Genomic DNA, 21555 nt, shown 5'->3' on the forward strand with positions numbered 1-21555 from the left:
CCTGTTTCCGGCGAGCAAGAACGTACCGGCTGTGACGGAGCCGCCACGCACTGTTTGCCTACAAACCGGATATCTCATCCGCGATCTGCCATGAAGTGCCATCCTTTGCGGCGCACTTGTGCCGTAGCCGTTGACGGCCCGCCGCGTTGGACAGGGTGACCGGGAGGCCCTCGACTCCCGACCCGCTCGTCCGAGGAGGACTTCCGTGGTGGAGGCCGGGATGGATACCAGCCGGATCAGCGATCCGCCCTGTGACGCCTGCGATGTCGTCACCGTGCCGGCCCGGCAGGGTCTGGAGGCGGTCGACATCCTCAGGCGGGGAGCCGGTGAGGCGGTGGGTCCCGTGATCCACGACGACGGCTGCGACACTCTGGGGTTCCTGGTGCCGCCGGGCACCGCCGCCGCCTGGGACGTCCCGGGCAGCACCTGTACGGAGACGGACGGCCGCGGGCTGAGCCTCGACCTGCCGCCCGAGCCGCCCGTGGAGGGCTCCGACTGGCTGCTGCCGCCCGGCGAGGCGGACCTCGCGACCGACCCCGCGGTGCTGCGCGAGGCGCTGGGCGAGGCGGCCCGGCTGATCAGAGCGGCCGACAGCTGCCGCTGAGGCGTCCCGGCCGCGCGCGGCGCCATCGCGCGGTGCGCCGATAATGGCCCGATGGGAAAGTCCAGGAACGCCCGCCGCGGGCGCGCTGCCGCCGAGCCGGTCGTCGAGGACGTCGACGGCGGACGCGCCGAGCTGGTCCCCGACCGGGACCGGACCCGGGCCTGGACCCTGCTGATCGACGGCGCCCCGCAGTCGCACGTCGACCTCGACGACCCGGCCCACCTGTCCTTCGAGTACCAGCGCCGTCTCGGGCACGTCATCGACCTCGCGGCCCCGCCGGGCAGGCCCGTCCAGGCCGTGCACCTCGGTGGCGGCGCCCTCACCCTCGCCCGCTACCTCGCCGCCACCCGCCCCCGCTCCACCCAGCAGGTCGTCGAGCGGGACGCCGCCCTCGTCCAACTGGTCCGCCGGGAGCTGCCCCTGGACCCCGGCGCGCGGATCCGGGTGCGCTCCACCGACGCCCGCGCCGGACTGGGCAAGGTGCCCGACGGCTGGGCGGACCTGATCGTCGCGGACGTCTTCAGCGGCGCCCGAACCCCGGCCCACCTCACATCCGCCGAGTTCCTGGACGAGGTGCGGCGCGCGCTCGCGCCCGGCGGGGTCTACGCCGCCAACCTCGCCGACGGCCCGCCCCTCGCCCACCTGCGCGGCCAGATCGCCACCGCCGCGGCCCGGTTCGCGGAACTCGCCCTCGTCGCCGACCCCGCGGTGCTGCGCGGCAAACGCTTCGGCAACGCCGTCCTCGTCGCCTCCGACCGCCCGTTGCCGGTCGCGGAACTCACCCGCCGCGCCGCCTCCGACCCGCAGCCCGCCCGGGTGGAACACGGCCGCGCCCTGGCCGACTTCACGGGAGGGGCCGCGCCGGTCACCGATGCGGCCGCGGTGGACTCGCCCGCGCCACCGCCGTCCGTCTTCCGCTGACGCCGACGCCGACGCCGACGCCGACGCCGACGCCGACGCCGACGCCGACGCCGACGCCGACGCCGACGCTGACGGGGCAGGGGCAGGAGCCGAGCCCCGGCGGGGCGCGTCGGCTCAGTAGCTGCCGATCTCCACGCGCGGCGGTCCGTCGTGCCAGGTGCAGAACACCGACACCCGGTCCGCCCCCGAGCTGAACTCCACCCGGATCCACGACTCCGTCTTCCACACCTGCATCGACCAGCCCGCACCCGGCGTCGCCGACACCAGGGACGCGGACGACGTGCCGAGGTCGAAGACCGCGCGGCCGCCGTCGGTGTCGTAGCTCCTGACCTCGCCGGAGGTGGCGGGGGAGGGGCTCGCCGGACGCTCGGGCGTGGTGGACGGGGCGGTCCGCGACGGCGTGGGCTCCGGCTCGGGGCGGGTCTCGCTCGGCGACGGCGAAGGGCTGCCCGACGGCGACGGACGGCTGGTGGACGACGCCCGCGAACCCTCTTCGCCGGAGGCGTCCGGCACGTCCCGTACCGACGCGTCGGCCGCGGTGATGGGCAGCGCGCGGGGCGCGTCGTAGGCCGTGCCCGTCATCACCGTGTGAACGCCCCACCACGACAGCGTGACCGCCGCGCCGGTGGCGAGCAGCCAGGCAAGTACGTGGACGAGTCCTCTGCGCATCGCGGCCATACTGCCTCACCCGCCCCACCCGTGTCGCCCGAACGGAGTGTGACGCAGGCCCCCGGCGGGGTTGTGCACAGGCCCGCGCCGGAGTTGTCCACAGGCCCGCACCGGGTTGGTCCGCATGGCGTACGGTGCCGCCCATGGCAAGTGTGCTCGTGGTCGAGGACGACCAGTTCGTACGCTCGGCGCTCATCCGGCACCTGACCGACGCCTCGCACACCGTGCGCAGCGTCGGTACGGCGCTGGAGGCGCTGCGCGAGGTCGCCCATTTCCGCTTCGACGTGGTGATCCTCGACCTCGGACTGCCCGACCTGGACGGCTCCGAGGCGCTGAAGATGCTGCGCGGCATCACCGACGTACCGGTGATCGTCGCCACCGCCCGGGACGACGAGGCGGAGGTCGTACGGCTGTTGAACGCGGGCGCGGACGACTACCTCACCAAGCCGTTCTCCGTGGAGCACCTGTCGGCCCGCATGGCCGCCGTCCTGCGCCGGGTCAGGACCGGACCGGCGGAGGCGGCGCCCTCGCCCGTCATCCGGGTCGGCGGCCTGACCGTCGACCCCCTGCGCCGCCAGGCCGACCTGGACGGCGTGCGCCTCGACCTGACCCGCCGCGAGTTCGACCTGCTCGCCTTCCTGGCCGGCCGGCCGGGGGTCGTCGTCCCCCGCAAGGAACTGCTCGCCGAGGTCTGGCAGCAGTCCTACGGCGACGACCAGACCATCGACGTCCATCTGTCCTGGCTGCGGCGCAAGCTGGGCGAGACCGCGGCGCGGCCGCGCTACCTGCACACCCTGCGCGGTGTCGGCGTGAAGCTGGAGCCTCCCCAGGACCAGGACCCGGCGCTGGGCCCTGGGCTGCCCGGAGCGGAGCCGCCGCGATGAGGTGGGCCCTGGTCAAGGTGTCGCTGGCGGTCACCGCGATGGTCGTGGTCGCCTTCGCCGTCCCCCTGGGACTCGTCATCCGGGAGATGGCCCGCGACCGCGCCTTCTCCAACGCCGAACGGGAGGCGGCCGCCGTCGCCCCCGCGCTGTCCATCACCACCGACCGCGACCAGTTGGAGCGCGTCGTCGCCTCCGCCGGCTCGGACGCCGGAATGGCCGTGCACATACCGGCGTCCGGCGAGCCGGCCGACCGCACCGGCGGCGCGGGGCAGCGGGCCGCGGACATCGGCCGGCAGCGCGCCACCGACGAGGACATCGCCGCCGTGCGCGAGATGGGCCGTGCCTCCACCACCGAGGTCGACGGCGGTTCCACGCTGCTCCAGCCGGTCGCGCTCAGCTCCGGCGAGATCGCCGTGGTCGAGGTGTACGTCCCCGAGTCCGAGGTCACCAACGGGGTCGCGACGGCCTGGGCGGTGCTCGCCGCGGTCGGCGCCGCCCTGATCGTCGGCTCCGTCGCGGTCGCCGACCGGCTGGGCGTGCGGATGGTGCGGCCCGCGCAGCGCCTGGTCGAGGGCGCGCACCAGTTGGGGGAGGGGCGGCTGGGCTCGCGGGTGCCGGTGGAGGGTCCGACCGAACTGCGGCTCGCGGCCGTCGCGTTCAACTCCATGGCCGACCAGGTGGTCCAGCTCCTCGCCAACGAGCGCGAGCTGGCCGCCGACCTGTCCCACCGCCTCCGCACGCCGCTGACCGTGCTGCGGCTCAACGCGGCCTCGCTCGGCGACGGGCCGGCCGCCGAGCAGACCCGGTCCGCCGTCGAGCAGTTGGAGCGCGAGGTCGACACCATCATCCGCACCGCCCGGGACGCCAAGCCGCAGACGGCCGCCGCCGGTCCGGGCGCCGGGTGCGACGCGGCCGAGGTGGTGCGCGAGCGGATGGGGTTCTGGTCCGCGCTCGCCGAGGACGAGGGCCGCAAGTGGCGGGTGGCCGGCGCCGACCGGCCGGTGCGCATCCCCGTGGCCCGCGCCGACCTCGCCGCCTCCCTCGACGCCCTGCTCGGCAACGTCTTCCGGCACACCGCCGAGGGCACCGCCTTCGCCGTCGACCTGCACAACGGCGAGGACGCGGTGATCGTGCTCGTGTCGGACGCGGGCGCCGGCATACCCGACCCCGAGGCGGCGATGGCCCGCGGCCGGGGCTCCGGCAGCGACGGCTCGACCGGCCTCGGCCTGGACATCGTGCGCCGCATGGCCGAGTCGACCGGCGGCGACGTCCGCATCGGCTCCTCCGTGCTGGGCGGCACCGAGGTGCGCATCTGGGTGCAGCTCGACGGGCGGACGGCGCCCGAGCGGCGCGGCCACCGGGGAGCGGTGCGGCGCCGCAGACAGCCCCGGCAGACGGCCACCATTAATCGGCCCCGATCTCTTCCTTAAGCGCACCCTAAGATCGCCGAACCCCGCCCGGATCAGGCTCTTTGCCCGTTTCCGGCTCGCTAGCGTGCTGCCGCACCCCCTCCCCGGACGTTCCCCGCCGGGGGCACCGTGAACAGCGAAGGCAGGCACATGACGCGCACGCACCGACGCAGGGTCAGTGGCAGGAACAAGGCGATCGGCACCGTCGTCGCGGCGGCCGTGGCCGGCGGTGGCGCGCTGCTGTTCACCAGTACCGCCCAGGCGGCCCCGGTGGGCGCCGTGTACACGAAGACCAGCGAGTGGTCGAACGGCTACACCGCCCAGTACGTCGTCACCAACGGCAGCGGCGAGGCGAAGCCGGACTGGACGCTGGAGTTCGACCTGCCCGGCGGGACGAAGCTGGGCTCGCTGTGGAACGCCGAGTCGAAGGTGAGCGGGCAGCACGTCACCGTGACCCCGCCGAAGTGGGACACGGACGGCCTGAAGGCCGGCGAGTCCGTCACCGTCGGCTTCGTCGTCAACGGCACGGACGATCCCACCGGTTGCCTCGTCGACGACGCCGCGTGCTCGGCAGACGACGGCGCCACCCCCGAGCCGAGCGGCCGCCCCACCGAGCCCCCGGCCCCGACCTCCACGCCGGCCCCCACGGCCACCGACACCGCCGAGCCGGACCCGACCGGCACCGCCACCACCCCGGCGCCCACCTCGACACCGGGCAACGGCACCGCCGCCGGCGCCGGCTTCGCGCCGTACGTCGACACCTCCCTCTACCCGGCCTACGACCTCCTCGCCAACGCCGAGGCCACCGGCGTGAAGGACTACACCCTCGCCTTCGTCACCGACGGCGGCGGCTGCACCCCCAAGTGGGGCGGCGTCACCGACCTCGCGAGCGACGCCGTGGCCAAGCAGATGGGCGCCCTGCGCGCCCAGGGCGGCGACGTCCGCGTCTCCTTCGGCGGCGCCTCCGGCTCCGAACTGGGCACCACCTGCACGTCCGTGGACGCGCTGGCGGCCGCGTACGGCAAGGTCGTCGACGCCTACGACCTCACCAAGGTCGACTTCGACGTCGAGGGCGGCGCACTGCCCGACACCGCCGCCAACACCCGGCGCGCCCAGGCCATCGCCGCCCTCCAGAAGGAACACCCGGGCCTGGACGTCTCCTTCACCCTCCCCGTCATGCCTGAGGGCCTGACCCAGGCGGGCGTCGACCTCCTCGCCGACGCCAAGGAGAACGGCGTGGACATCGGCACCGTCAACATCATGGCGATGGACTACGGGCCCGCCTACAGCGACGACATGGGCACCTACGCCGAACAGGCCGCCACCGCCACCCAGGCGCAGGTCAAGGGTGTCCTCGGCCGCTCCGACGCCGAAGCCTGGAAGACGGTCGCGGTCACCCCGATGATCGGTGTCAACGACGTCGTCTCCGAGGTCTTCACCGTCGAGGACGCCGGCCAGCTCGTGAAGTTCGCCGAGTCCAAGGGCCTGGGCGGACTGTCCATGTGGTCCGCGACCCGCGACAAGGCGTGCCCCGGCGGCCCGAAGCCCGCGGCCGACGCGACGTGCAGCTCGATCGACCAGGAGGCGAACGCCTTCGCGAAGGCCTTCGCCGCCTTCAAGTAGGGCCGGGCTTCCCCCCACACCGGCCCCACGAGCGGGGCGCGGCACCCACTGAGGTGCCGCGCCCCGCATCGGTCGTGCCGTCCCCGGGCAGACGCCTACTCGGCGGAGTCCACCGGCGGGAGCGAGCCCGTGCGGGCCGCCCGGCCGTACCACAGGGCGCTCGACTTGGGGGTGCGCTGCTGGGAGACGTAGTCGACGTAGACCGCGCCGAACCGCTTCTCGTAGCCGTAGGCCCACTCGAAGTTGTCCATCAGGGACCACAGGTAGTAGCCGCGGACGTCGGCGCCGTCGGTGATGGCCCGGCGCACCGCCGTGAGGTGGCCGTTCAGGTAGGCGACGCGCTCCGGGTCGTGCACCGTGCCGTCGGCGCCGGGCTTGTCGTCGTAGGCGGCACCGTTCTCGCTGATGTACAGCGGCAGGCCGGGCGCCTCGCGGTGGTAACGCATGATCAGCTCGTGCAGGCCGGTCGGGTCGACGCTCCAGCCCATCTCCGTGCGCTCGCCCGGCGGCTGGTGGAAGGCCACGTCGTCGGCGGCCGGCCACGGCGAGTGGTCGCTCGCGCCGTGACCGTCGGCGCGCGGCGCCCGGGAGTCGGCGTCCGCCGCCGACACCACGGTCGGCGTGTAGTAGTTGAGGCAGATCGCGTCGATCGGCTGGCGGATCTGCCCCAGGTCGCCCTCCTGGACGAACGACCAGTCCGTCACCGGCGCCGTCGCCTCCAGCAGGGACTGCGGGTAGGCGCCGTGCAGGATCGGGCCGTGGAAGATCCCGCCGGACAGGTCGTCGATCCTGCGGGCCGCCGCCAGGTCCTCCGGCTTCTGCGACAGCGGTCGGACGACCGAGGTGTTGAGGCTGATCGCCACCGAGTTGCGGGCCGGCATCACCGACCGCAGGGCCACCGTGCTCAGACCGTGCGCCAGGTTCAGGTGGTGCGCGGCGCGCAGCGAGGCCGCGGGGTCGGTGCGGCCGGGCGCGTGCACCCCGGAGGCGTAGCCCAGGAAGGCCGCGCACCAGGGCTCGTTGAGCGTGATCCACTGCTCCACGCGGTCGCCGAGCGCCTCGCCCACGATCTGCGCGTACTCCGCGAACCGGTACGCGGTGTCCCGCTCCGGCCAGCCGCCCGCGTCCTCCAGCTCCTGCGGCAGGTCCCAGTGGTAGAGGGTGACGGCCGGTTTGATCCCGGCGGCCAGCAACTCGTCCACCAGGCGGCGGTAGAAGTCCAGGCCGCGCTGGACGGCGGGGCCGCGGCCGGTCGGCTGCACCCGGGGCCAGGAGATGGAGAAGCGGTACGCGCCGAGCCCCAGGTCCTTCATCAGCGCCACGTCGTCGCGGTAGCGGTGGTAGTGGTCGACAGCGATGTCACCGGTGTCCCCGCCGGCCGTCTTCCCGGGGGTGTGGCTGAAGGTGTCCCAGATCGAGGGCGTACGGCCGTCCTCGCGCACCGCGCCCTCGATCTGGTACGCCGAGGTCGCGGCGCCCCAGAGGAAGGCAGGGGGGAAGGTCACCGGGGTCACCGGCGTTGCGGACTCAAGCATGGAAGCGCTCCCATAGCGGGTCGTGTGACGACCGGCGCGTAGTAAGGACGAGGGGGGAATGCGGGCCGGGGCGGCGGCGACCCGGCCCACCGGGTGAGGTGTCGGCCCTTGGTGTCTGCCCTTCTCGGCAGCCTGTCAGCCCTTGACCGCTCCCTGCATGATGCCGCCCACGATCTGCTTGCCGAAGATCGCGAAGACCAGCAGCAGCGGCAGCGTGCCCAGCAGCGCGCCGCCCATGATCAGGGCCTGGTCCGGGGTGAAGCCGCGGCCGAGGCCGGCCACGGCGACCTGCACGGTCGGGTTGCCGTTCTGCGTCAGCACCAGGAACGGCCACAGGAAGTCGTTCCACACCTGGACGAAGATCAGCATGCCGAGGACGGCCATCGCGGGCCGGGCCGCCGGGAACACCACGTGCCAGATGACGCGCCAGCTGCTCGCACCGTCCACCCGGGCGGCCTCGATGATCTCGTCCGGCAGCGCCTGAAGCAGGTACTGCCGCATGAAGAACACGCCGAACGCGCTGACCAGCGACGGGAAGATCACCGCCTGGAGCTGGTCGGTCCAGTCCAGCTTGGCCACCATCATGTACAGCGGGATGATGCTCAGCTGCGGCGGGATCATCATGGTGCCGACCACGATCAGCATCAGCGCGTTGCGGCCCCGGAACTTCAGCTTGGCGAAGGCGAAGCCGGCGATCGTCGACAGGAAGACGACGGTGACCGCCGAGATCCCCGCCACGATCGTGGTGTTGAGGATCGCCTCGCCCATGTTGGCGTCGGTCCAGGCGATCTCGAGCTTGTCGAAGAGGTTGCCGCCGAACCAGAACGGCGGCGGCGTCTGGGCCAGGCGCTGGTTGTCGCGTGAGGCGGCGATCGCCGTCCACACCAGCGGGAACAGCGAACCGAGGGTGAACAGGGCGAGGATGATGTACGCGACGGGGCCGGCGTGCATCTGCCCGCCGGCCCGGGCCGACTTGGACCGGAGCCGGCCCCGCCGGGACGGTTCGGGCACCGGATCGGCCGGGGGTTTGGTCAGGGTCGTCGTCACGGCCGGTTCTCCTTAACTACTGGCGCGCAGCCGGCGCGAGATGACGTAGTTGACGATCCCGATCACGATGAGGATCAGGAACATCGTCCAGGCGATCGCCGAGGCGCGGCCCAGGTGCTGGTTGATCCAGCCCTGCTCGTACAGGTACAGGCCGAGTGTCTGGAACTGGTGCTGGGAGCCGCCCGACGCGCCCTTGTTGGCGTCGAACAGCAGCGGCTCGCCGAACAGCTGGGAGGCGCCGATGGTCGACACGACGACGGTGAAGAGGATCGTCGGACGCAGCTGGGGCAGCGTGACGTGGATGAACTGCCGCCACCGGCTGGCCCCGTCCAGCGCCGCCGACTCGTACAGGTCCTGCGGGATCGCCTGCATCGCCGCCAGGTAGATCAGCGCGTTGTAGCCGGTCCAGCGCCAGATGACGATCGACGAGACGGCGATCTGTGACGGCCACTTGTCGCTCTGCCAGTCGACCTTGTCGAAGCCGACCAGGTCGAGCGCCCAGTTGATCATGCCGTAGTCGCGGCCGAAGAGGAGCACGAAGACCAGCGAGGCGGCGGCGATCGACGTCGCGTACGGCGCGAGCATCACCACGCGGTAGAAGGTGGAGCCGCGGAGCTTGTAGTTGAGGATGTGCGCGAGGCCCATCGCCATCAGCAGCTGCGGCACCGTGGAGATGATGCCGATGGTCAGCGTGTTCCGCGCCGCGTTCCAGAAGAACTCGTCGTCGAAGATCCTGGTGAAGTTGTCCAGGCCCACCCACGTCATGTCGGTGGGCGCCGTCAGCTCCACCGTGTGCAGCGAGGCCCAGCCGGTGTAGAGCAGCGGGAACAGGCCGAAGGCGGCGAACAGCAGGAAGAACGGGGAGACGAAGGCGTACGGGCTCCAGCGCAGGTCCCGCTGCCAGCGGCGGGAGAGCCGGGCCCGCTTCCTCGCCTCCTCGGAGGAGACCGCGTCACCGGGCGGTCGGCCCGGGGCCGCGCCCCCCTTGGAGGGGGGCGCGGCGGTGTCGTGCCGGGTGGTCATTCCGGTCACTTCTCCAGGTTGTTGTCGATGGTCTTGGTGGCGTTCTCCCAGGCCTCCTTGGGCGACTTGCCCTGGGTGACGAGGATGACGCCGTTGTCGGTCAGGCCCTGCTGGATGATCTGGTCCTTCGGGCCGATCACCTGCGCCGGGATGGACTCGGCGGCCTTGGCGAACAGCTCACCGATAGGCGCTTCGCCCGTCATCTCGTTCTTCGCGTCCTTGACCTCCGGCAGCTCGTAGGCGGCCGTGGCGCTCGGGAAGCTGCCCTGCACGGCGAACAGCTTGGCCTGCTGCTTCGGCGCGGTCAGCCAGGCGACGAGCTTCTGCGCCTCCTCGACGTTCTTGCCGCTCTTGGGCACGCCCAGGAAGGAACCGCCCCAGTTGCCGGACGTCGGCGCCGCGGCCACGTCCCACTGGCCGGACGCCTCGGGCTGGGACTTGCCCTTGATGGTGCCGAGCATCCAGGGCGGACAGGCCACGGTGGCGAACAGGTTGTTCGCGATGGTCTGCTCCCAGGCCGGCTGGAACTGGGTCTGCGCCTGGACCAGGCCCTTCTCGGCCGCGTCCGCGGTCAGGTCGAAGGCCTCCTTGACGGCGGGGTTGGTCTTGTAGACGACCTCGCCGGCGGCGTTGTAGAACTTCTCCTCCTCGCCGCCGAGGATGGCGTTGATCAGACCGCCGGGCGAGTCCATGAAGTAGGTGTCCTTGCCGGCACCCTTCTTGTACTTCTCGCCGGCCTCGATGAACTTCTTCCAGTCACCCGCCCACAGCGCGCCGACCTCGGCGCGGTCGGTCGGCAGGCCCGCCTTCTCGAAGAGGTCCTTGCGGTAGCAGATGGCCATCGGGCCGATGTCGGTGCCGAGCCCGACCGCCTGGCCGTCCTTGGTGACTCCCTGCTTCCACTTCCAGTCCACCCAGCTGTCGGCCTTCACGCCCTCGACCTTGGACATGTCGGCGAACTTGTCCGCCTGGGTCTCGACGACCTCGGCGATGTTGCCGACCTCGATGGCCTGGACGTCCTGGAGGCCGCTCCCGGTGGTGAGGTGGTTGACCAGAGCGGGGTAGTAGTTCTCGTTCCGCTCGGTGACCGTCTCCTCGATGTTGATGTCCGGGTTGAGCTTCTCGTACTCCTCGTAGAGGCCGGCCTCCTTGAAGCCCATCGTGCCGAACAGACCGAGGGTGATCGTGGTCTTGCCGCCGCCGTCGCCCGACGACGAGCTGTCCTCGTCCTTACCGTCATCGGCACAGCCGGCCAGCAGCCCGGCCCCCAGCGACGCGATGGCCGCCATGACCACCACCTTGCGGGCGGGTCGTATACGTGCTGCTCGCATTGCGTCCTCCTGTTGCCCTGACGTGCCGACCCCCCGGCCAACTACATGGTTGGACCCGCTGCTTCATGTCGTTCGTTCGTTGCTGCGGCTCGGGCGGGGAACGTGCGGGATGTGTATGTGCCAGGTAGTGTGGGAGCGCTCCCACAAGTGATGTGTTGAAGAGTCGTCGGTCCGGGCGGGGGTGTCAAGGGAACGGACGCGACGAAATGCCTTCAGTTATCGGCCTGTTAACTGGAGGCGACGAACGCTACGGAGACACCTCCGCCACGGCGGGAGCGGACCCGGAGCCGGTCATTACACCCGACCGGCCTGTTAAATTCCAGGCCAGCCGCAGAGTGCGGGGGTGTCGACGGGAGGCGGAGCCGATGGCAAGCCACGGAGTGCGTGGTCGGAGCGGTGGCCGGCCCACCCTCGAAGAGGTGGCGGCGCGGGCGGGCGTCGGTCGCGGCACGGTGTCCCGGGTGATCAACGGTTCGCCCCGGGTCAGTGACGCCACCCGGGCGGCCGTCGAGGCGGCGGTCGCGGAACTCGGCTACGTCCCGAACACGGCGGCCCGGGCGCTGGCGGCCAACCGCACCGACGCGATCGCGCTGGTCGTGCCCGAACCGGAGACCCGGTTCTTCGCGGAACCGTACTTCTCGGACATGCTGAAGGGTGTCGGCTCCGAACTCTCCGACACCGAGATGCAACTGCTCCTGATCTTCGCGGGCAGTGACCGGGAGCGCGAGCGGCTCGCCCAGTACCTGGCCGCGCACCGGGTGGACGGCGTCCTGCTGGTCTCGGTGCACGCCGACGACCCGCTGCCCGACCTGCTGACCCAGCTGGAGATCCCGGCCGTGATCAGCGGCCCGCGCTCGGCCACGGAGTCGCTGGCCTCGGTGGACTCGGACAACTACGGCGGCGCCCGCTCCGCCGTCGAGCACCTGCTGTCCCGGGGCTGCCGCCGCATCGCCCACATCACCGGCCGCCTCGACGTCTACGGTGCCCAGCGCCGCGTCGACGGCTACCGCGACGCCCTGCGCGACGCGGGCCACGCGGTGGACGACGGGCTGATCGAGGCCGGTGACTTCACCGAGGAAGGCGGGCGCCACGCGATGGAGGAGCTGCTGCGCCGCAGCCCCGACGTGGACGCGGTCTTCGCCGCCTCCGACGTCACCGCGGCGGGTGCCCGACAGGCGCTGCGCGAGGCCGGGCGGCGCATCCCGGACGACGTGGCGCTGGTCGGTTACGACGACTCGGCGATAGCCCGCCACATGGAGCCGCCCCTGACCAGCGTCCGCCAGCCCATCGAGGAGATGGGCCGCGCGATGATCGACCTGCTCCTGACCGAGATCGCGGACCGCCGTCCGGCGGCTTCGCGGGGGCTGGAGCGGCACCAGGTGGTGCTGGCGACGGAGTTGGTGGAGCGTACGTCGTCCTGAGCGGGTGCCGCGGTGACGCCGACGGACGTCGGGGCCCCGGCTCCGGCGTCCGTCGGCGCCCGCCCGGTCACCGCCCGTCGCGGCGGGCGGTGGGCGGGCGGTGGTGGTGCCGCCGAGTGCGCGGCCCCGGCCCAACCCGCTGACCGTCGCGCCCGTCGTCCCGGACGTGGGGTTCCACTCGCCGCGGGCGCATCAGGGCGGGTTCCACCGGTCACCCCGAAGTGGACTCCCCGCGCTCCAGGACCGTGGCTTCGGCGCCCCAGCCGAGGGGGACGACGCGGGCCACGTGCCAGCCCGTGCGGGCGGCGAGGGCGGCGATCGCCGTGGAGTCGCGCAGCGGGGCGCCGGTCGCGGCGTAGGCGTGCAGGGCGGCCTCGGCCGCGTGCGGGCTCAGGCCGTCGGGGCGGGAGGCCTCCACCAGGACCGCCGTCGGGACCCAGCCGGCCAGCCGCTCCAGCAGCGCCACGGCCTCGTCGTCCGTCCGGTGGGCGAGGGCCTTCGCGGCCACGGCGACGTCGGCCGGGCCGCCCGTCCAGTCGATCCGTTCCGGTGCCGTGACGCGGCCGCGCAGGACCGCCGCCGGAACGTCGTCCTCCGCCACGCGCAGCCCCGGCCGGTGTCCGGTGTCGTCGAGGGCGGCGACGACGGACGCGGTGCCGGGTCCGGCGAGCAGACAGGTCCCGACGCCGGTCCAGAGCGGGTCGGCGGTCAGGCCGGACAGCAGGAACGCCAACTGCTCGCACTCCTCGACCAGTTCGCCGTAGCGCTCCGCGTCCCGGACCACCGTGTCGTTCAGGGTGGCGCCCGAGGCCCGCTGCCACGGGGAGACGCCGTCCCGCAGCGCGGGCGCGAGTTCCGTGAGCGCGAGCAGCAGTTCCGCCTCCTGGCCGACGTACTCCTCACGTTCGTGGTCGTCGAGCAGGTCCTCGCCCGCCGCGCCGAGCCGCAGACCGTGCTCGTCGCCGACGACCACGCCGTGCGCGGTGAGCAGGGGCAGCAGTACGCCGATCCCCGCCGCCGGCACGCCCACGCGCGCGGCGAGCGTCCCGAGCGGGATGCCCGGCGCGTCGGCGACCGCGTCGATCACGCCGAGCTGGAGCGCCGCCCGCGCCACCAGCCACGGCACCGGCGACGGAACGTGTCCGTGCTCCGGGGCGGGCGAACCCTCCGCCTGCTCCGGGGCCGTCTCCTCGCGGTGCCAGTAGCCCGTGATGTTCAGCCGCTCCTTCGGGAGCCCCCGCTCGCGCCGCAGGTACCGGCGCACCGGCAGCAGCGCCCGGCTCTCCGCCGCCGCCCACGCGTACCCGTCCCCCTCGGGGGCGGGCAGCTTGCGCACCGCGGCCTCCAGCGCGGCCGCGTCACCGGGCTCCGCGACGACCCAGGTCACGGTGTCGCCGTCGCGCAACGCCAGTTCCTGGCGGGCCGAGTCGTCGGGGACGGTGACCAGGACGTGTGCGGGGGCGGCGACCGGACGCTCGTCCAGGAAACGGCCGATCGCGGGCAGCGCGGTCTCGTCGCCGACGAGCAGGATCCAGTCCAGCCGATCCGGCAGCCGCAGCGACGACTTGGGGCCGACGAACCACAGCTCGTCGCCCTCCCGCGCCGACGCCGCCCAAGTCGCCGCCGGTCCGTCGCCGTGCACGACGAAGTCGAGGTCCAGTTCGCCGGCCGCGGCGTCCACCCGGCGCGGCGTGTAGTCGCGGGTCAGCCGGTTCTCCGCCGGGGTCCACTCGATGCCGTGCGGCAACTGGGCGGGCAGCGCGGCCCGGACGTCGCCGTCCGAGGCGAGGATCACCTTGACGTGGTCGTCGAACCCGGGCGCGGCGAAACCGGGGTGGTCGATCCCGTCCCGGGTGAACGGGGCGAGCTGGTCGCCGCCCAGGACGACGCGCCGCATCCGGGGGGTCACCTCCGTGACGCGGCGCACCGTGACCCGGCGCAGGACGAGCGGGTGTGTCGTGAAGGCGCGTTGGGCCGCCATCAGGCGAACTGCTCCTCGATGATGTCCAGCAGCGCCATCGACTCGTCGTAGTCGCCGCGCAGCACCCAGTACGGCAGGTCGTAGGCGTGCCCGGACTTGAAGGCGGGCAGCGCGCCGTACACCGGGTTCTTCTTGAGGGTGGCGACGTCGGTGGTGTCGGCGTTGAAGCCCATCACGAACACCGACGGCTGGGTGATCGTCTGACCGGCCTTCTCCGTCGACAGCTCGAACATGTCGCCGCCCCCGCCGTACACCTTGAAGCCGCCCTTGGCGAAGACGGGCGCCGGTTCGATGCCGACCTTCTTGAACTCGGTCGGCAGGCCCACGCTCTCCACCAGCCCGTAGGCGGTGCCGTCACCGGTCATGGCCAGGAAGGAGACCGGGCCGGGCGGGGGCGTGATGGCCTTCTTCACCTCGGTGACGCGCTTGTCGTAGGCGGCGAGGTGCTGGGTGTAGACGTCCTTCTTGCCGAATACGTCGTCGGCGAGGAAGGAGAACTGGCTGCGCCAGTCGCCGAGCTTCTTGCCGACCAGCACCGTCGGGGCGATGTCGGACAGGTCGTCGTACACCTTCTCCGCCTGGAACAGCGGGAAGCCGACGCCGCCGCCCACGATGAGGTCGGGTTCGAGCTTGAGGATCGCCTCCAGGTCGAAACCGTCGACGCTCCACGGCAGGAAGGTCGTCTTGTCCTTCTTCGCCTCGTCGGCCCAGTAGGGGGAGAACTCGCCCTTGCCGTCGGCGTCCTCGGGGATGGTCGCGGTCACCGGCACGTCGAGGTCGTAGAGATACCCGGCGAGCGCGTGGTTCAGCACGACGACGCGCTTCGGCTCGGCGGGCACCTCCACCTTGCCGTAGTCGGTCACGACCGTACGGGGCTTCGCGGCGGACGCCTTGTCGCCGTCGCCCGGGGAGTCGTCGGCCGCGCAGCCGGTCAGGGCCAGCGCGGCGACGACCGCGACGGCGAGCAGGCGGGCAGGAGCAAACATGGGACCTCACGTGGCAGGACGGGATCGCACCTTCGACCCGTTGGTAAGGTGAGCCTAACCTCGCCGGTTCCGGGGTGTCGATCCATTCACGACATCGCCGGCGACGGACACGACACGTCGCAGGTACGGGAGGCAGGCTTGCCGGTGACATCCCTCGGCACCGTGGTCGCCGAGAACGCCATCCGCTTTCTCGGTCACGACACCCACCAGCACGACGAGCCGCAGCTCATCCACATCGTGACCGGCTCCGCCCTCCTGCTCGCCGACGGCGAGGAGTGGCGGCTCGGCCGGCAGGAGTCCGTGTGGCTCGCGCCCCGAGTACCGCACGCGCTGCGGATCGAGCCCGGCGGCCTGGCCCTCGGCCCCACCCTCACCCCGGATGACCTGCCCCGACTCCGGGTCCAGCCGCTCGGCGTGGTGCCCGCGATCACCGAGGTGATGACCACCGTGCTGGGCGCCGCACCGGGCAGCGCGGCCGAGGTCCGGCCGTTCCGCCTGGCGCTCGGACGGGTGCTGCGGAGCATCTCCCGGCAGTACTTCCCGGTCGTCCTGCCCACCCATCCCGCGGTGCGGGCGCTCGCCCGTGAGGCCCTGCGCGACCACTCCGCGACGCTGGAACTGCTCGCCGCCCAGCACCGGATGAGCCCACGTCAGGTGCAGCGGGTCTGCCTCGACGAGACCGGGCTGCCCTTCACACGGTGGCGGAACCGGGCCAGGATGAACGCCGCCGTCGAGCACATCCTCGGCGGCGGCGAACTGACGGCGGCGGCCAGGGCGGCCGGCTATGCCACCCGGGCCGGGCTGCTGCGCGCGCTCAGCCGCGAGTCGGGGATCCCGGTGGGCGTGCTCACCGCGAACGCGGTGGGTGCGCTCGGCGGACGATGAGGCGCACTTCGGCAGTTCGGAACTTCGGCAGCCCGGAAGTCCGGCCGGTGGTTCGGAAGTCCGGCCGTGCGGAATGTCGGCAGCTCGGCCCCGCCGGTCCGGCGTGGGCTTCTCAAGGAGGATGGATGGCACAGGCGTCGGCGACGACGGCCGCGCTCCCGCAGACCCGTTCGTCGCGTCCCACCGGACGCCGGCTGCTCGGCCTCGGCGCCGCCGTCGCCGTCTTGCTCGCGGCGGTGGTGCTCAGCGTCGCGCTCGGCTCGGCGATGCTCCCCCTGGACGTGGTGTGGCAGGCCCTCACCGCGCCCGACGGATCCGCGACCCATGCCACGGTCGCCGACGCCCGGGTCGACCGCACCGTAGTCGGCCTGCTGGTCGGCGCGTCCCTGGGCGTGGCCGGGGCCCTCATCCAGGCGCTCACCCGCAACCCCCTGGCCGACCCCGGCATCCTCGGCGTCAACGCGGGTGCGGGCTTCGCCGTCACGCTGGGCGTGGCCGCCTTCGGTGTCACCCGCATCGAGCAGTACCTGCCGCTCTCGTTCGCGGGCGCGGTCGCCGGCGCGGCCTTCGTCTTCCTCGCCGCCAGCGGTGGGCGGGGCGGGCGGGGCGGGCCCGCGCCCCTGCGGCTCACCCTGATCGGCATCGCGTTCACGGCGGTGCTCTCCGGCGTCTCGCAGACCCTCGCGCTGATCGACACGGAGACCTTCGACCGCATGAGGTTCTGGGAGGCGGGCAGCGTCACCGACCGTCCGTCCGGCACGGCCGCGGCGATCGCCCCCTTCGTCCTGGCCGGACTCGTCGTCGCCGTCTGCTGTGCGCGCCCGCTCAACGCGATCGCTCTCGGCGACGACGCCGCGCGGGCCGTCGGTCTGCGGGTGGGGGCGACCCGCTTCGGCGTGGTGGTCGCGGTGACGCTGCTGTGCGGCGCGGCGACGGCCGCGGCCGGCCCGCTGCTGTTCGTCGGCCTCATGGTGCCGCACGCCGTGCGGTGGCTGACCGGACCCGACTGGCGCTGGATCCTCGCCTACTCCGCCGTGCTGGCACCGGCGGTCGTGCTGGTCGCCGACGTACTGGGCCGGCTGATCGTGACCCCCGCCGAGCTGCCGGTCGGCGTGATGATGCCGATCATCGGTGCGCCGGTCCTGGTCTGGCTGGTGCGCGGACGACGGGCGAGGGCGCTGTGAGCGGGGTGTTCGTCCTCAGGGCGGGGCCGCTGAGCCTGCGTCTGACCCGCCGCGCGGTCGTCGTCTGCACGGTGCTGTGGCTGGTGCTGGTCGCGCTGTCCCTGTGGGCCTTCACCCTGGGCAGCTACCCGCTGAGCCTGGGCGACCTGACCGACGTACTCACCGGGTCGGCGCGCGGAAGTGTGCGCAAGGTGGTGCTGGAGTGGCGGGCGCCGCGCATCGTCGCCGCCGTCCTGTTCGGCGCCGCCCTCGCGGTGGGCGGCGCCGTCTTCCAGTCCCTCACCCGCAACCCGCTCGGCAGCCCCGACGTGATCGGCCTCACCACCGGCTCGTACACCGGCGTCGTCGTGATGCTGCTGGCAGGGGCGACCAGCTACTCGGCGCTCGCGGCGGGAGCGCTCGCCGGGGGGCTGGTCACCGCGTTCGGCGTGTACCTGCTGGCGTTCAAGCGGGGCGTGCAGGGCTTCCGGCTGATCATCGTGGGCATCGCGGTCGGCGCGCTGCTCTCCTCGGTCAACACCTGGTTCCTGGTCAAGGCCGACGTGGACACGGCGCTGCGGGTCGCGGTGTGGGGGGCCGGGTCGCTGAGCAACGTCGACTGGCCGGGCATCGGGACGGCCGCCGTCGTGCTGACGGCGGTGGCCGTGGCGGCACCGGTGGCACAGCGCAGGATGCGGCGGCTCGAACTCGGCGACGACACGGCGGCGATGCTGGGGGTGCCGGTCGAGCGGACCAAGGTGCTGCTGGTCGTCCTCGGGGTGGTCGCGACGGCCGCGGTGACCGCGGTGGCCGGCCCGATCGCCTTCGTCGCGCTGGCGGCCCCGCAGATCGCCCGCCGGCTCACCGGTCACGGCACCTCCGTCGACCTCGCCGGCTCGGCGCTGGTCGGCGCGATCCTGCTGCTCGGCGCCGACCTCGCGGCACAGCACACGATCCCGGGCGTGCTCCTGCCGACCGGCTCGGTCACCGTGTGCGTCGGGGGCGCCTATCTGCTGGTGCTGCTGGCGCGCGAGAGCCGGCGCGGGACGTGAGGGCGGTCCGGGGGAGGGCCCGGAACGCCGTCGGCCGGTGACCTTCGCGAAGGTCACCGGCCGACGGATCAGGGTGAGTGACGGGACTTGAACCCGCGGCCACCTGGACCACAACCAGGTGCTCTACCAACTGAGCTACACCCACCAAGGCCGGTGCTCGAATCCCGCATGGCGGGGTTTCCCGACCGGCTGAGAAAAAGTGTACAGGGTCCGAAGGGGTGCTCGCGCCCGGCTTTCCGGGCGCCGCTCCCCGGCGTACCGGGCCCCTACCTGGCCGGGACGACGTGCTTCGCGGCGATCGCCTTGGCGGTGTCGGAGTCCGGTCCGGGCTGCGGGACGAAGACCGCCTCCCGGTAGTAGCGCAGTTCGGCGATGGACTCGCGGATGTCGGCGAGCGCGCGGTGGTTGCCGTTCTTCTCGGGGCTGTTGAAGTACGCCCGCGGGTACCAGCGGCGGGCCAGCTCCTTGATCGAGGAGACGTCGACGATCCGGTAGTGGAGGTAGTCCTCGAGCGTGGGCATGTCCCGCAGCAGGAAGCCGCGGTCGGTGCCGACCGAGTTCCCGCACAGGGGGGCCTTGCCGGGCTCCTTCACGTGCTCCCGTACATACGCGAGGACCTGTGCCTCGGCGTCGGCGAGCGTCGTGCCGCCCTCCAGCTCCGCGAGCAGGCCGGACGCGGTGTGCATCTCACGCACCACGTCGGGCATCGTCTCCAGGGCCCGCTCCGGCGGGCGGACGACGATGTCGACGCCCTCGCCGAGGATGTTCAGCTCGGAGTCGGTGACGAGGGCGGCAACCTCGATGAGCGCGTCGTCGGACAGCGAGAGGCCGGTCATCTCGCAGTCGATCCACACCATGCGATCGTTCATGCGGCCACTGTACGGTGGGCGCCCCTTCGCCGGGCCCCCGGCGTCGGTGCGGGCGTCACGGGGGCTGCCGCCCCCGAACCCCCGCTTCGGCCTGACGGCCTCGTCCTCAAACGCCGGACGGGCTGAATCGACAAACGCTGGACGGCTGAATCGACGAACGCCGGACGGACTGAATCGTCGAACGCCGGACGGGCTGAGCGGCCCGTCCGGCGTTTCGAGTGTCAGGTCACGGCGCGCTCCGCTGGCCCGGGACGCCGGCCGCCGCCGGGACCGGGGCCGCCGTGCGGCGGGTCTGGAACGGGACCGAGCCCTCCGGTGACAGGGTGGCCGGTTCGGCCGGGGCGGGCGGCCGGGGGGCTCCCGCGCCGGCCGGATCCGGATCCACCGGACGCTCGCTCTGCGGGCGCCGTGCCCGGTAGGCGGCACGGTAGGCGGCGGGCGAGGACCCCAGCTGGCGGCGGAAGTGACCGCGCAGGGCCACCGGCGAGCGGAAGCCGCAGCGCCCCGCGACCTCGTCCACCGAGTAGTCCGACGTCTCCAGCAGGCGCTGCGCCTGCAGCACCCGCTGGGTGATCAGCCACTGGAGCGGCGCGCTGCCGGTCAGCGACCGGAAGCGGCGGTCGAAGGTGCGGCGGCTCATGTAGGCGCGCGCGGCCAGCGTCTCCACGTCGAACTGCTCGTGGAGGTGTTCCAGCGCCCAGGCGACGACCTCGGCGAGCGGGTCGGCGCCGATCTCCTCCGGTAAAGACCTGTCCAGGTAGCGCTCCTGGCCTCCGCTCCGGCGCGGCGGCACCACCAGGCGGCGGGCCAGCGCGCCGGCCGCCTCGTTGCCGTGGTCGGTGCGCACGATGTGCAGGCACAGGTCGATCCCGGCGGCGGTGCCCGCGGACGTCAGCACGTCGCCGTCGTCCACGAACAGCTCGCGCGGGTCCACGTGCACCGACGGATAGCGCTTGGCCAGCGTCGGCGCGTACATCCAGTGCGTGGTCGCCGGACGGCTGTCCAGCAGGCCGGCCGCCGCCAGCACGAATGCGCCGGTGCACAGCCCGACGATGCGAGCGCCCTCCTCGTGCGCCCGGCGCAGGGCGTCGAGCGCTTCCTCCGGTGGCGGCGAGGTGATCGACCGCCAGGCCGGCACGACGACGGTGCCCGCGCGTGAGATCGCCTCCAGGCCCTGCGGCGCGGTCAGTTCGAGGCCCCCCGTGGTCCGCAGCGGGCCGTCCTCACCGGCGCACACCAGCAAGCGGTAGCGCGGCACGCCGGCGTCCTGGCGGTCGATCCCGAACACCGACAGCGGTATGGAACTCTCGAAGATGGGGCCGCCGCTGAACAGCAGCACCGCGACGATCTCCTTGCGGCGTCGCCCGGAGAGCTTCCGGGCGGTGCTTTCCGGCGCGGCAGTGGAGTCGTGGCTCATACTGCTAAGCCCCCCTCGGTGGTCGCGGCACCCTCTACCCTTCGGGTCTGTCGCTCCAACACGTTTCCCCTCGGTCCTGCACGAGTCCCCCGCCGTAGACAGTCAAGATCGAATCTACTGTGTCCCGTCGCGCCGGGATGGCCGGTTCGGCACTTGGGACATTGTCGACATGGCAACTTGGCGTGAAGCAGTCGATCACGAAGCGTTGCACTCTGGGGCGCCCCAGGGAAGTGCGCCTTGTGTCAGTGGCCAATCCCCGTAGGGTGCGCGGGGTCCCCGAGACCCTGTCCGTGCAGGTGGAACGGGGGTTTGGGGGTGGTGAGGGGGGTAGATGAGCCACCCCTGGAAGTTGGCTGAAAAGAAGCGGAACTGTGCGCGGAAACCGGTCAGTCGACCGGTGTGTTTTCCCCAGCGTGCCGTCCGCCCCCGCGTGCCCGCGCCGCGGGCCTGCGCCGGCGGCCGCCCCGCCCCGCGCGCTCCCCGCCGCACGGGTGCGCGGCGAGGCGCTCGGACCGCCGCAGCAGCAGACGGCAGACGCCGGTGACGGCGGCCAGGCCGAGGGCGGTGCCGGCCGTGCCGGCGAAGGACGTGCCGTACCAGAGGAGCGCGACCAGGACCAGGAAGCAACTGAACGCCGCCCAGCGGACGAGGTCGGTCACGCCGTCCCGGGAGGGGGCGGACGTCGGCTCGGCGGGGTGGTGCGGTCCGGACACGAGTGCTCCCTGGGGCTGGCGG

19 protein-coding genes and 1 tRNA gene are annotated in these 21555 nt (G+C 72.7%); 9 read left to right on the plus strand and 11 right to left on the minus strand.

Going from position 1 to position 21555, the window contains the following annotated elements:
- Positions 1 to 220: 220 nt before the first annotated feature.
- Together ACZ67M_RS01155 and ACZ67M_RS01160 are read left to right on the plus strand one after the other, a co-directional pair.
- Complete coding sequence (locus ACZ67M_RS01155; protein WP_234959660.1) at positions 221 to 604, plus strand: hypothetical protein; 384 nt, start codon at positions 221 to 223, stop codon at positions 602 to 604.
- Between the two features lie 51 nt (positions 605 to 655).
- Complete coding sequence (locus ACZ67M_RS01160; protein WP_392103842.1) at positions 656 to 1525, plus strand: spermidine synthase; 870 nt, start codon at positions 656 to 658, stop codon at positions 1523 to 1525.
- A 114-nt stretch (positions 1526 to 1639) separates the two neighbouring features.
- On the opposite strand, the gene ACZ67M_RS01165 is transcribed toward ACZ67M_RS01160, so the two are convergent.
- Entirely contained in the window at positions 1640 to 2194 is a 555-nt protein-coding gene (locus ACZ67M_RS01165) for a hypothetical protein (RefSeq protein ID WP_385798644.1), read from the minus strand.
- 143 nt (positions 2195 to 2337) lie between these two features.
- Between ACZ67M_RS01165 and ACZ67M_RS01170 the strand changes: the two genes are divergently transcribed.
- The 3 genes from ACZ67M_RS01170 to ACZ67M_RS01180 all read left to right on the plus strand — a co-directional run bounded on the left by ACZ67M_RS01170 (position 2338) and on the right by ACZ67M_RS01180 (position 6110).
- Positions 2338 to 3078, plus strand: coding sequence for a response regulator transcription factor (locus ACZ67M_RS01170; RefSeq protein WP_392235312.1), 741 nt, complete (start codon positions 2338 to 2340; stop codon positions 3076 to 3078).
- Positions 3075 to 4508: a sensor histidine kinase gene (locus tag ACZ67M_RS01175; protein WP_361354198.1), complete on the plus strand. Its 1434-nt coding sequence runs from the start codon at positions 3075 to 3077 to the stop codon at positions 4506 to 4508. The genes ACZ67M_RS01170 and ACZ67M_RS01175 overlap by 4 nt, the downstream gene beginning before the upstream one ends.
- A gap of 129 nt (positions 4509 to 4637) precedes the next feature.
- Positions 4638 to 6110 (plus strand): glycoside hydrolase family 18 protein, encoded by a 1473-nt coding sequence (locus ACZ67M_RS01180; protein WP_469849082.1) that lies wholly within the window; start codon positions 4638 to 4640, stop codon positions 6108 to 6110.
- Positions 6111 to 6205: 95 nt separating this feature from the next.
- Here ACZ67M_RS01180 and ACZ67M_RS01185 read toward each other — a convergent pair whose 3' ends face one another.
- From ACZ67M_RS01185 to ACZ67M_RS01200, 4 genes are all read right to left on the minus strand, one after another.
- Positions 6206 to 7645 carry a GH1 family beta-glucosidase gene (locus tag ACZ67M_RS01185; protein ID WP_361354204.1) on the minus strand — a complete coding sequence of 480 codons (1440 nt, stop codon included), beginning with the start codon at positions 7643 to 7645 and terminating at the stop codon, positions 6206 to 6208.
- A gap of 135 nt (positions 7646 to 7780) precedes the next feature.
- On the minus strand, positions 7781 to 8692 hold the full coding sequence (locus ACZ67M_RS01190; protein ID WP_361354208.1) for a carbohydrate ABC transporter permease: 912 nt from the start codon (positions 8690 to 8692) through the stop codon (positions 7781 to 7783).
- Positions 8693 to 8704: 12 nt separating this feature from the next.
- Entirely contained in the window at positions 8705 to 9715 is a 1011-nt protein-coding gene (locus tag ACZ67M_RS01195; protein ID WP_392103899.1) for a carbohydrate ABC transporter permease, read from the minus strand.
- Between the two features lie 5 nt (positions 9716 to 9720).
- Positions 9721 to 11046: an ABC transporter substrate-binding protein gene (locus ACZ67M_RS01200; RefSeq protein ID WP_361354211.1), complete on the minus strand. Its 1326-nt coding sequence runs from the start codon at positions 11044 to 11046 to the stop codon at positions 9721 to 9723.
- Positions 11047 to 11411: 365 nt separating this feature from the next.
- Here ACZ67M_RS01200 and ACZ67M_RS01205 point away from each other — a divergent pair, with 365 nt between their 5' ends.
- Positions 11412 to 12467, plus strand: coding sequence for a LacI family DNA-binding transcriptional regulator (locus ACZ67M_RS01205; protein ID WP_385798637.1), 1056 nt, complete (start codon positions 11412 to 11414; stop codon positions 12465 to 12467).
- 211 nt (positions 12468 to 12678) lie between these two features.
- Here ACZ67M_RS01205 and ACZ67M_RS01210 read toward each other — a convergent pair whose 3' ends face one another.
- Complete coding sequence (locus ACZ67M_RS01210) at positions 12679 to 14448, minus strand: siderophore-interacting protein (RefSeq protein ID WP_469849084.1); 1770 nt, start codon at positions 14446 to 14448, stop codon at positions 12679 to 12681.
- The gene (locus ACZ67M_RS01215; RefSeq protein WP_392008217.1) at positions 14448 to 15434 is read right to left on the minus strand and encodes an ABC transporter substrate-binding protein; all 987 of its coding nucleotides are present in this window, start codon (positions 15432 to 15434) and stop codon (positions 14448 to 14450) included. The genes ACZ67M_RS01210 and ACZ67M_RS01215 overlap by 1 nt, the downstream gene beginning before the upstream one ends.
- A gap of 138 nt (positions 15435 to 15572) precedes the next feature.
- On the opposite strand from ACZ67M_RS01215, the gene ACZ67M_RS01220 reads away from it, so the two are divergent.
- The 3 genes from ACZ67M_RS01220 (at position 15573) to ACZ67M_RS01230 (ending at position 18534) form a co-directional block, all read left to right on the plus strand.
- Entirely contained in the window at positions 15573 to 16319 is a 747-nt protein-coding gene (locus tag ACZ67M_RS01220) for a helix-turn-helix domain-containing protein (protein ID WP_361354223.1), read from the plus strand.
- Positions 16320 to 16444: 125 nt separating this feature from the next.
- Positions 16445 to 17503 carry an iron chelate uptake ABC transporter family permease subunit gene (locus ACZ67M_RS01225; protein ID WP_392103855.1) on the plus strand — a complete coding sequence of 353 codons (1059 nt, stop codon included), beginning with the start codon at positions 16445 to 16447 and terminating at the stop codon, positions 17501 to 17503.
- Positions 17500 to 18534 (plus strand): FecCD family ABC transporter permease, encoded by a 1035-nt coding sequence (locus ACZ67M_RS01230; RefSeq protein WP_385798628.1) that lies wholly within the window; start codon positions 17500 to 17502, stop codon positions 18532 to 18534. Before ACZ67M_RS01225 ends, ACZ67M_RS01230 begins: the two co-directional genes overlap by 4 nt.
- 72 nt (positions 18535 to 18606) lie before the next feature.
- On the opposite strand, the gene ACZ67M_RS01235 is transcribed toward ACZ67M_RS01230, so the two are convergent.
- From ACZ67M_RS01235 to ACZ67M_RS01250, 4 genes are all read right to left on the minus strand, one after another.
- Positions 18607 to 18679: transfer RNA gene (locus ACZ67M_RS01235), tRNA-His, on the minus strand.
- Positions 18680 to 18800: 121 nt separating this feature from the next.
- On the minus strand, positions 18801 to 19403 hold the full coding sequence (orn, locus tag ACZ67M_RS01240) for an oligoribonuclease (RefSeq protein WP_361354232.1): 603 nt from the start codon (positions 19401 to 19403) through the stop codon (positions 18801 to 18803).
- A gap of 226 nt (positions 19404 to 19629) precedes the next feature.
- Positions 19630 to 20820: a helix-turn-helix domain-containing protein gene (locus tag ACZ67M_RS01245; RefSeq protein ID WP_469849087.1), complete on the minus strand. Its 1191-nt coding sequence runs from the start codon at positions 20818 to 20820 to the stop codon at positions 19630 to 19632.
- Between the two features lie 386 nt (positions 20821 to 21206).
- Positions 21207 to 21533 carry a hypothetical protein gene (locus ACZ67M_RS01250; RefSeq protein WP_469849089.1) on the minus strand — a complete coding sequence of 109 codons (327 nt, stop codon included), beginning with the start codon at positions 21531 to 21533 and terminating at the stop codon, positions 21207 to 21209.
- Positions 21534 to 21555: the final 22 nt, after the last annotated feature.

The organism is Streptomyces sp. NPDC107500, from assembly GCF_055582785.1.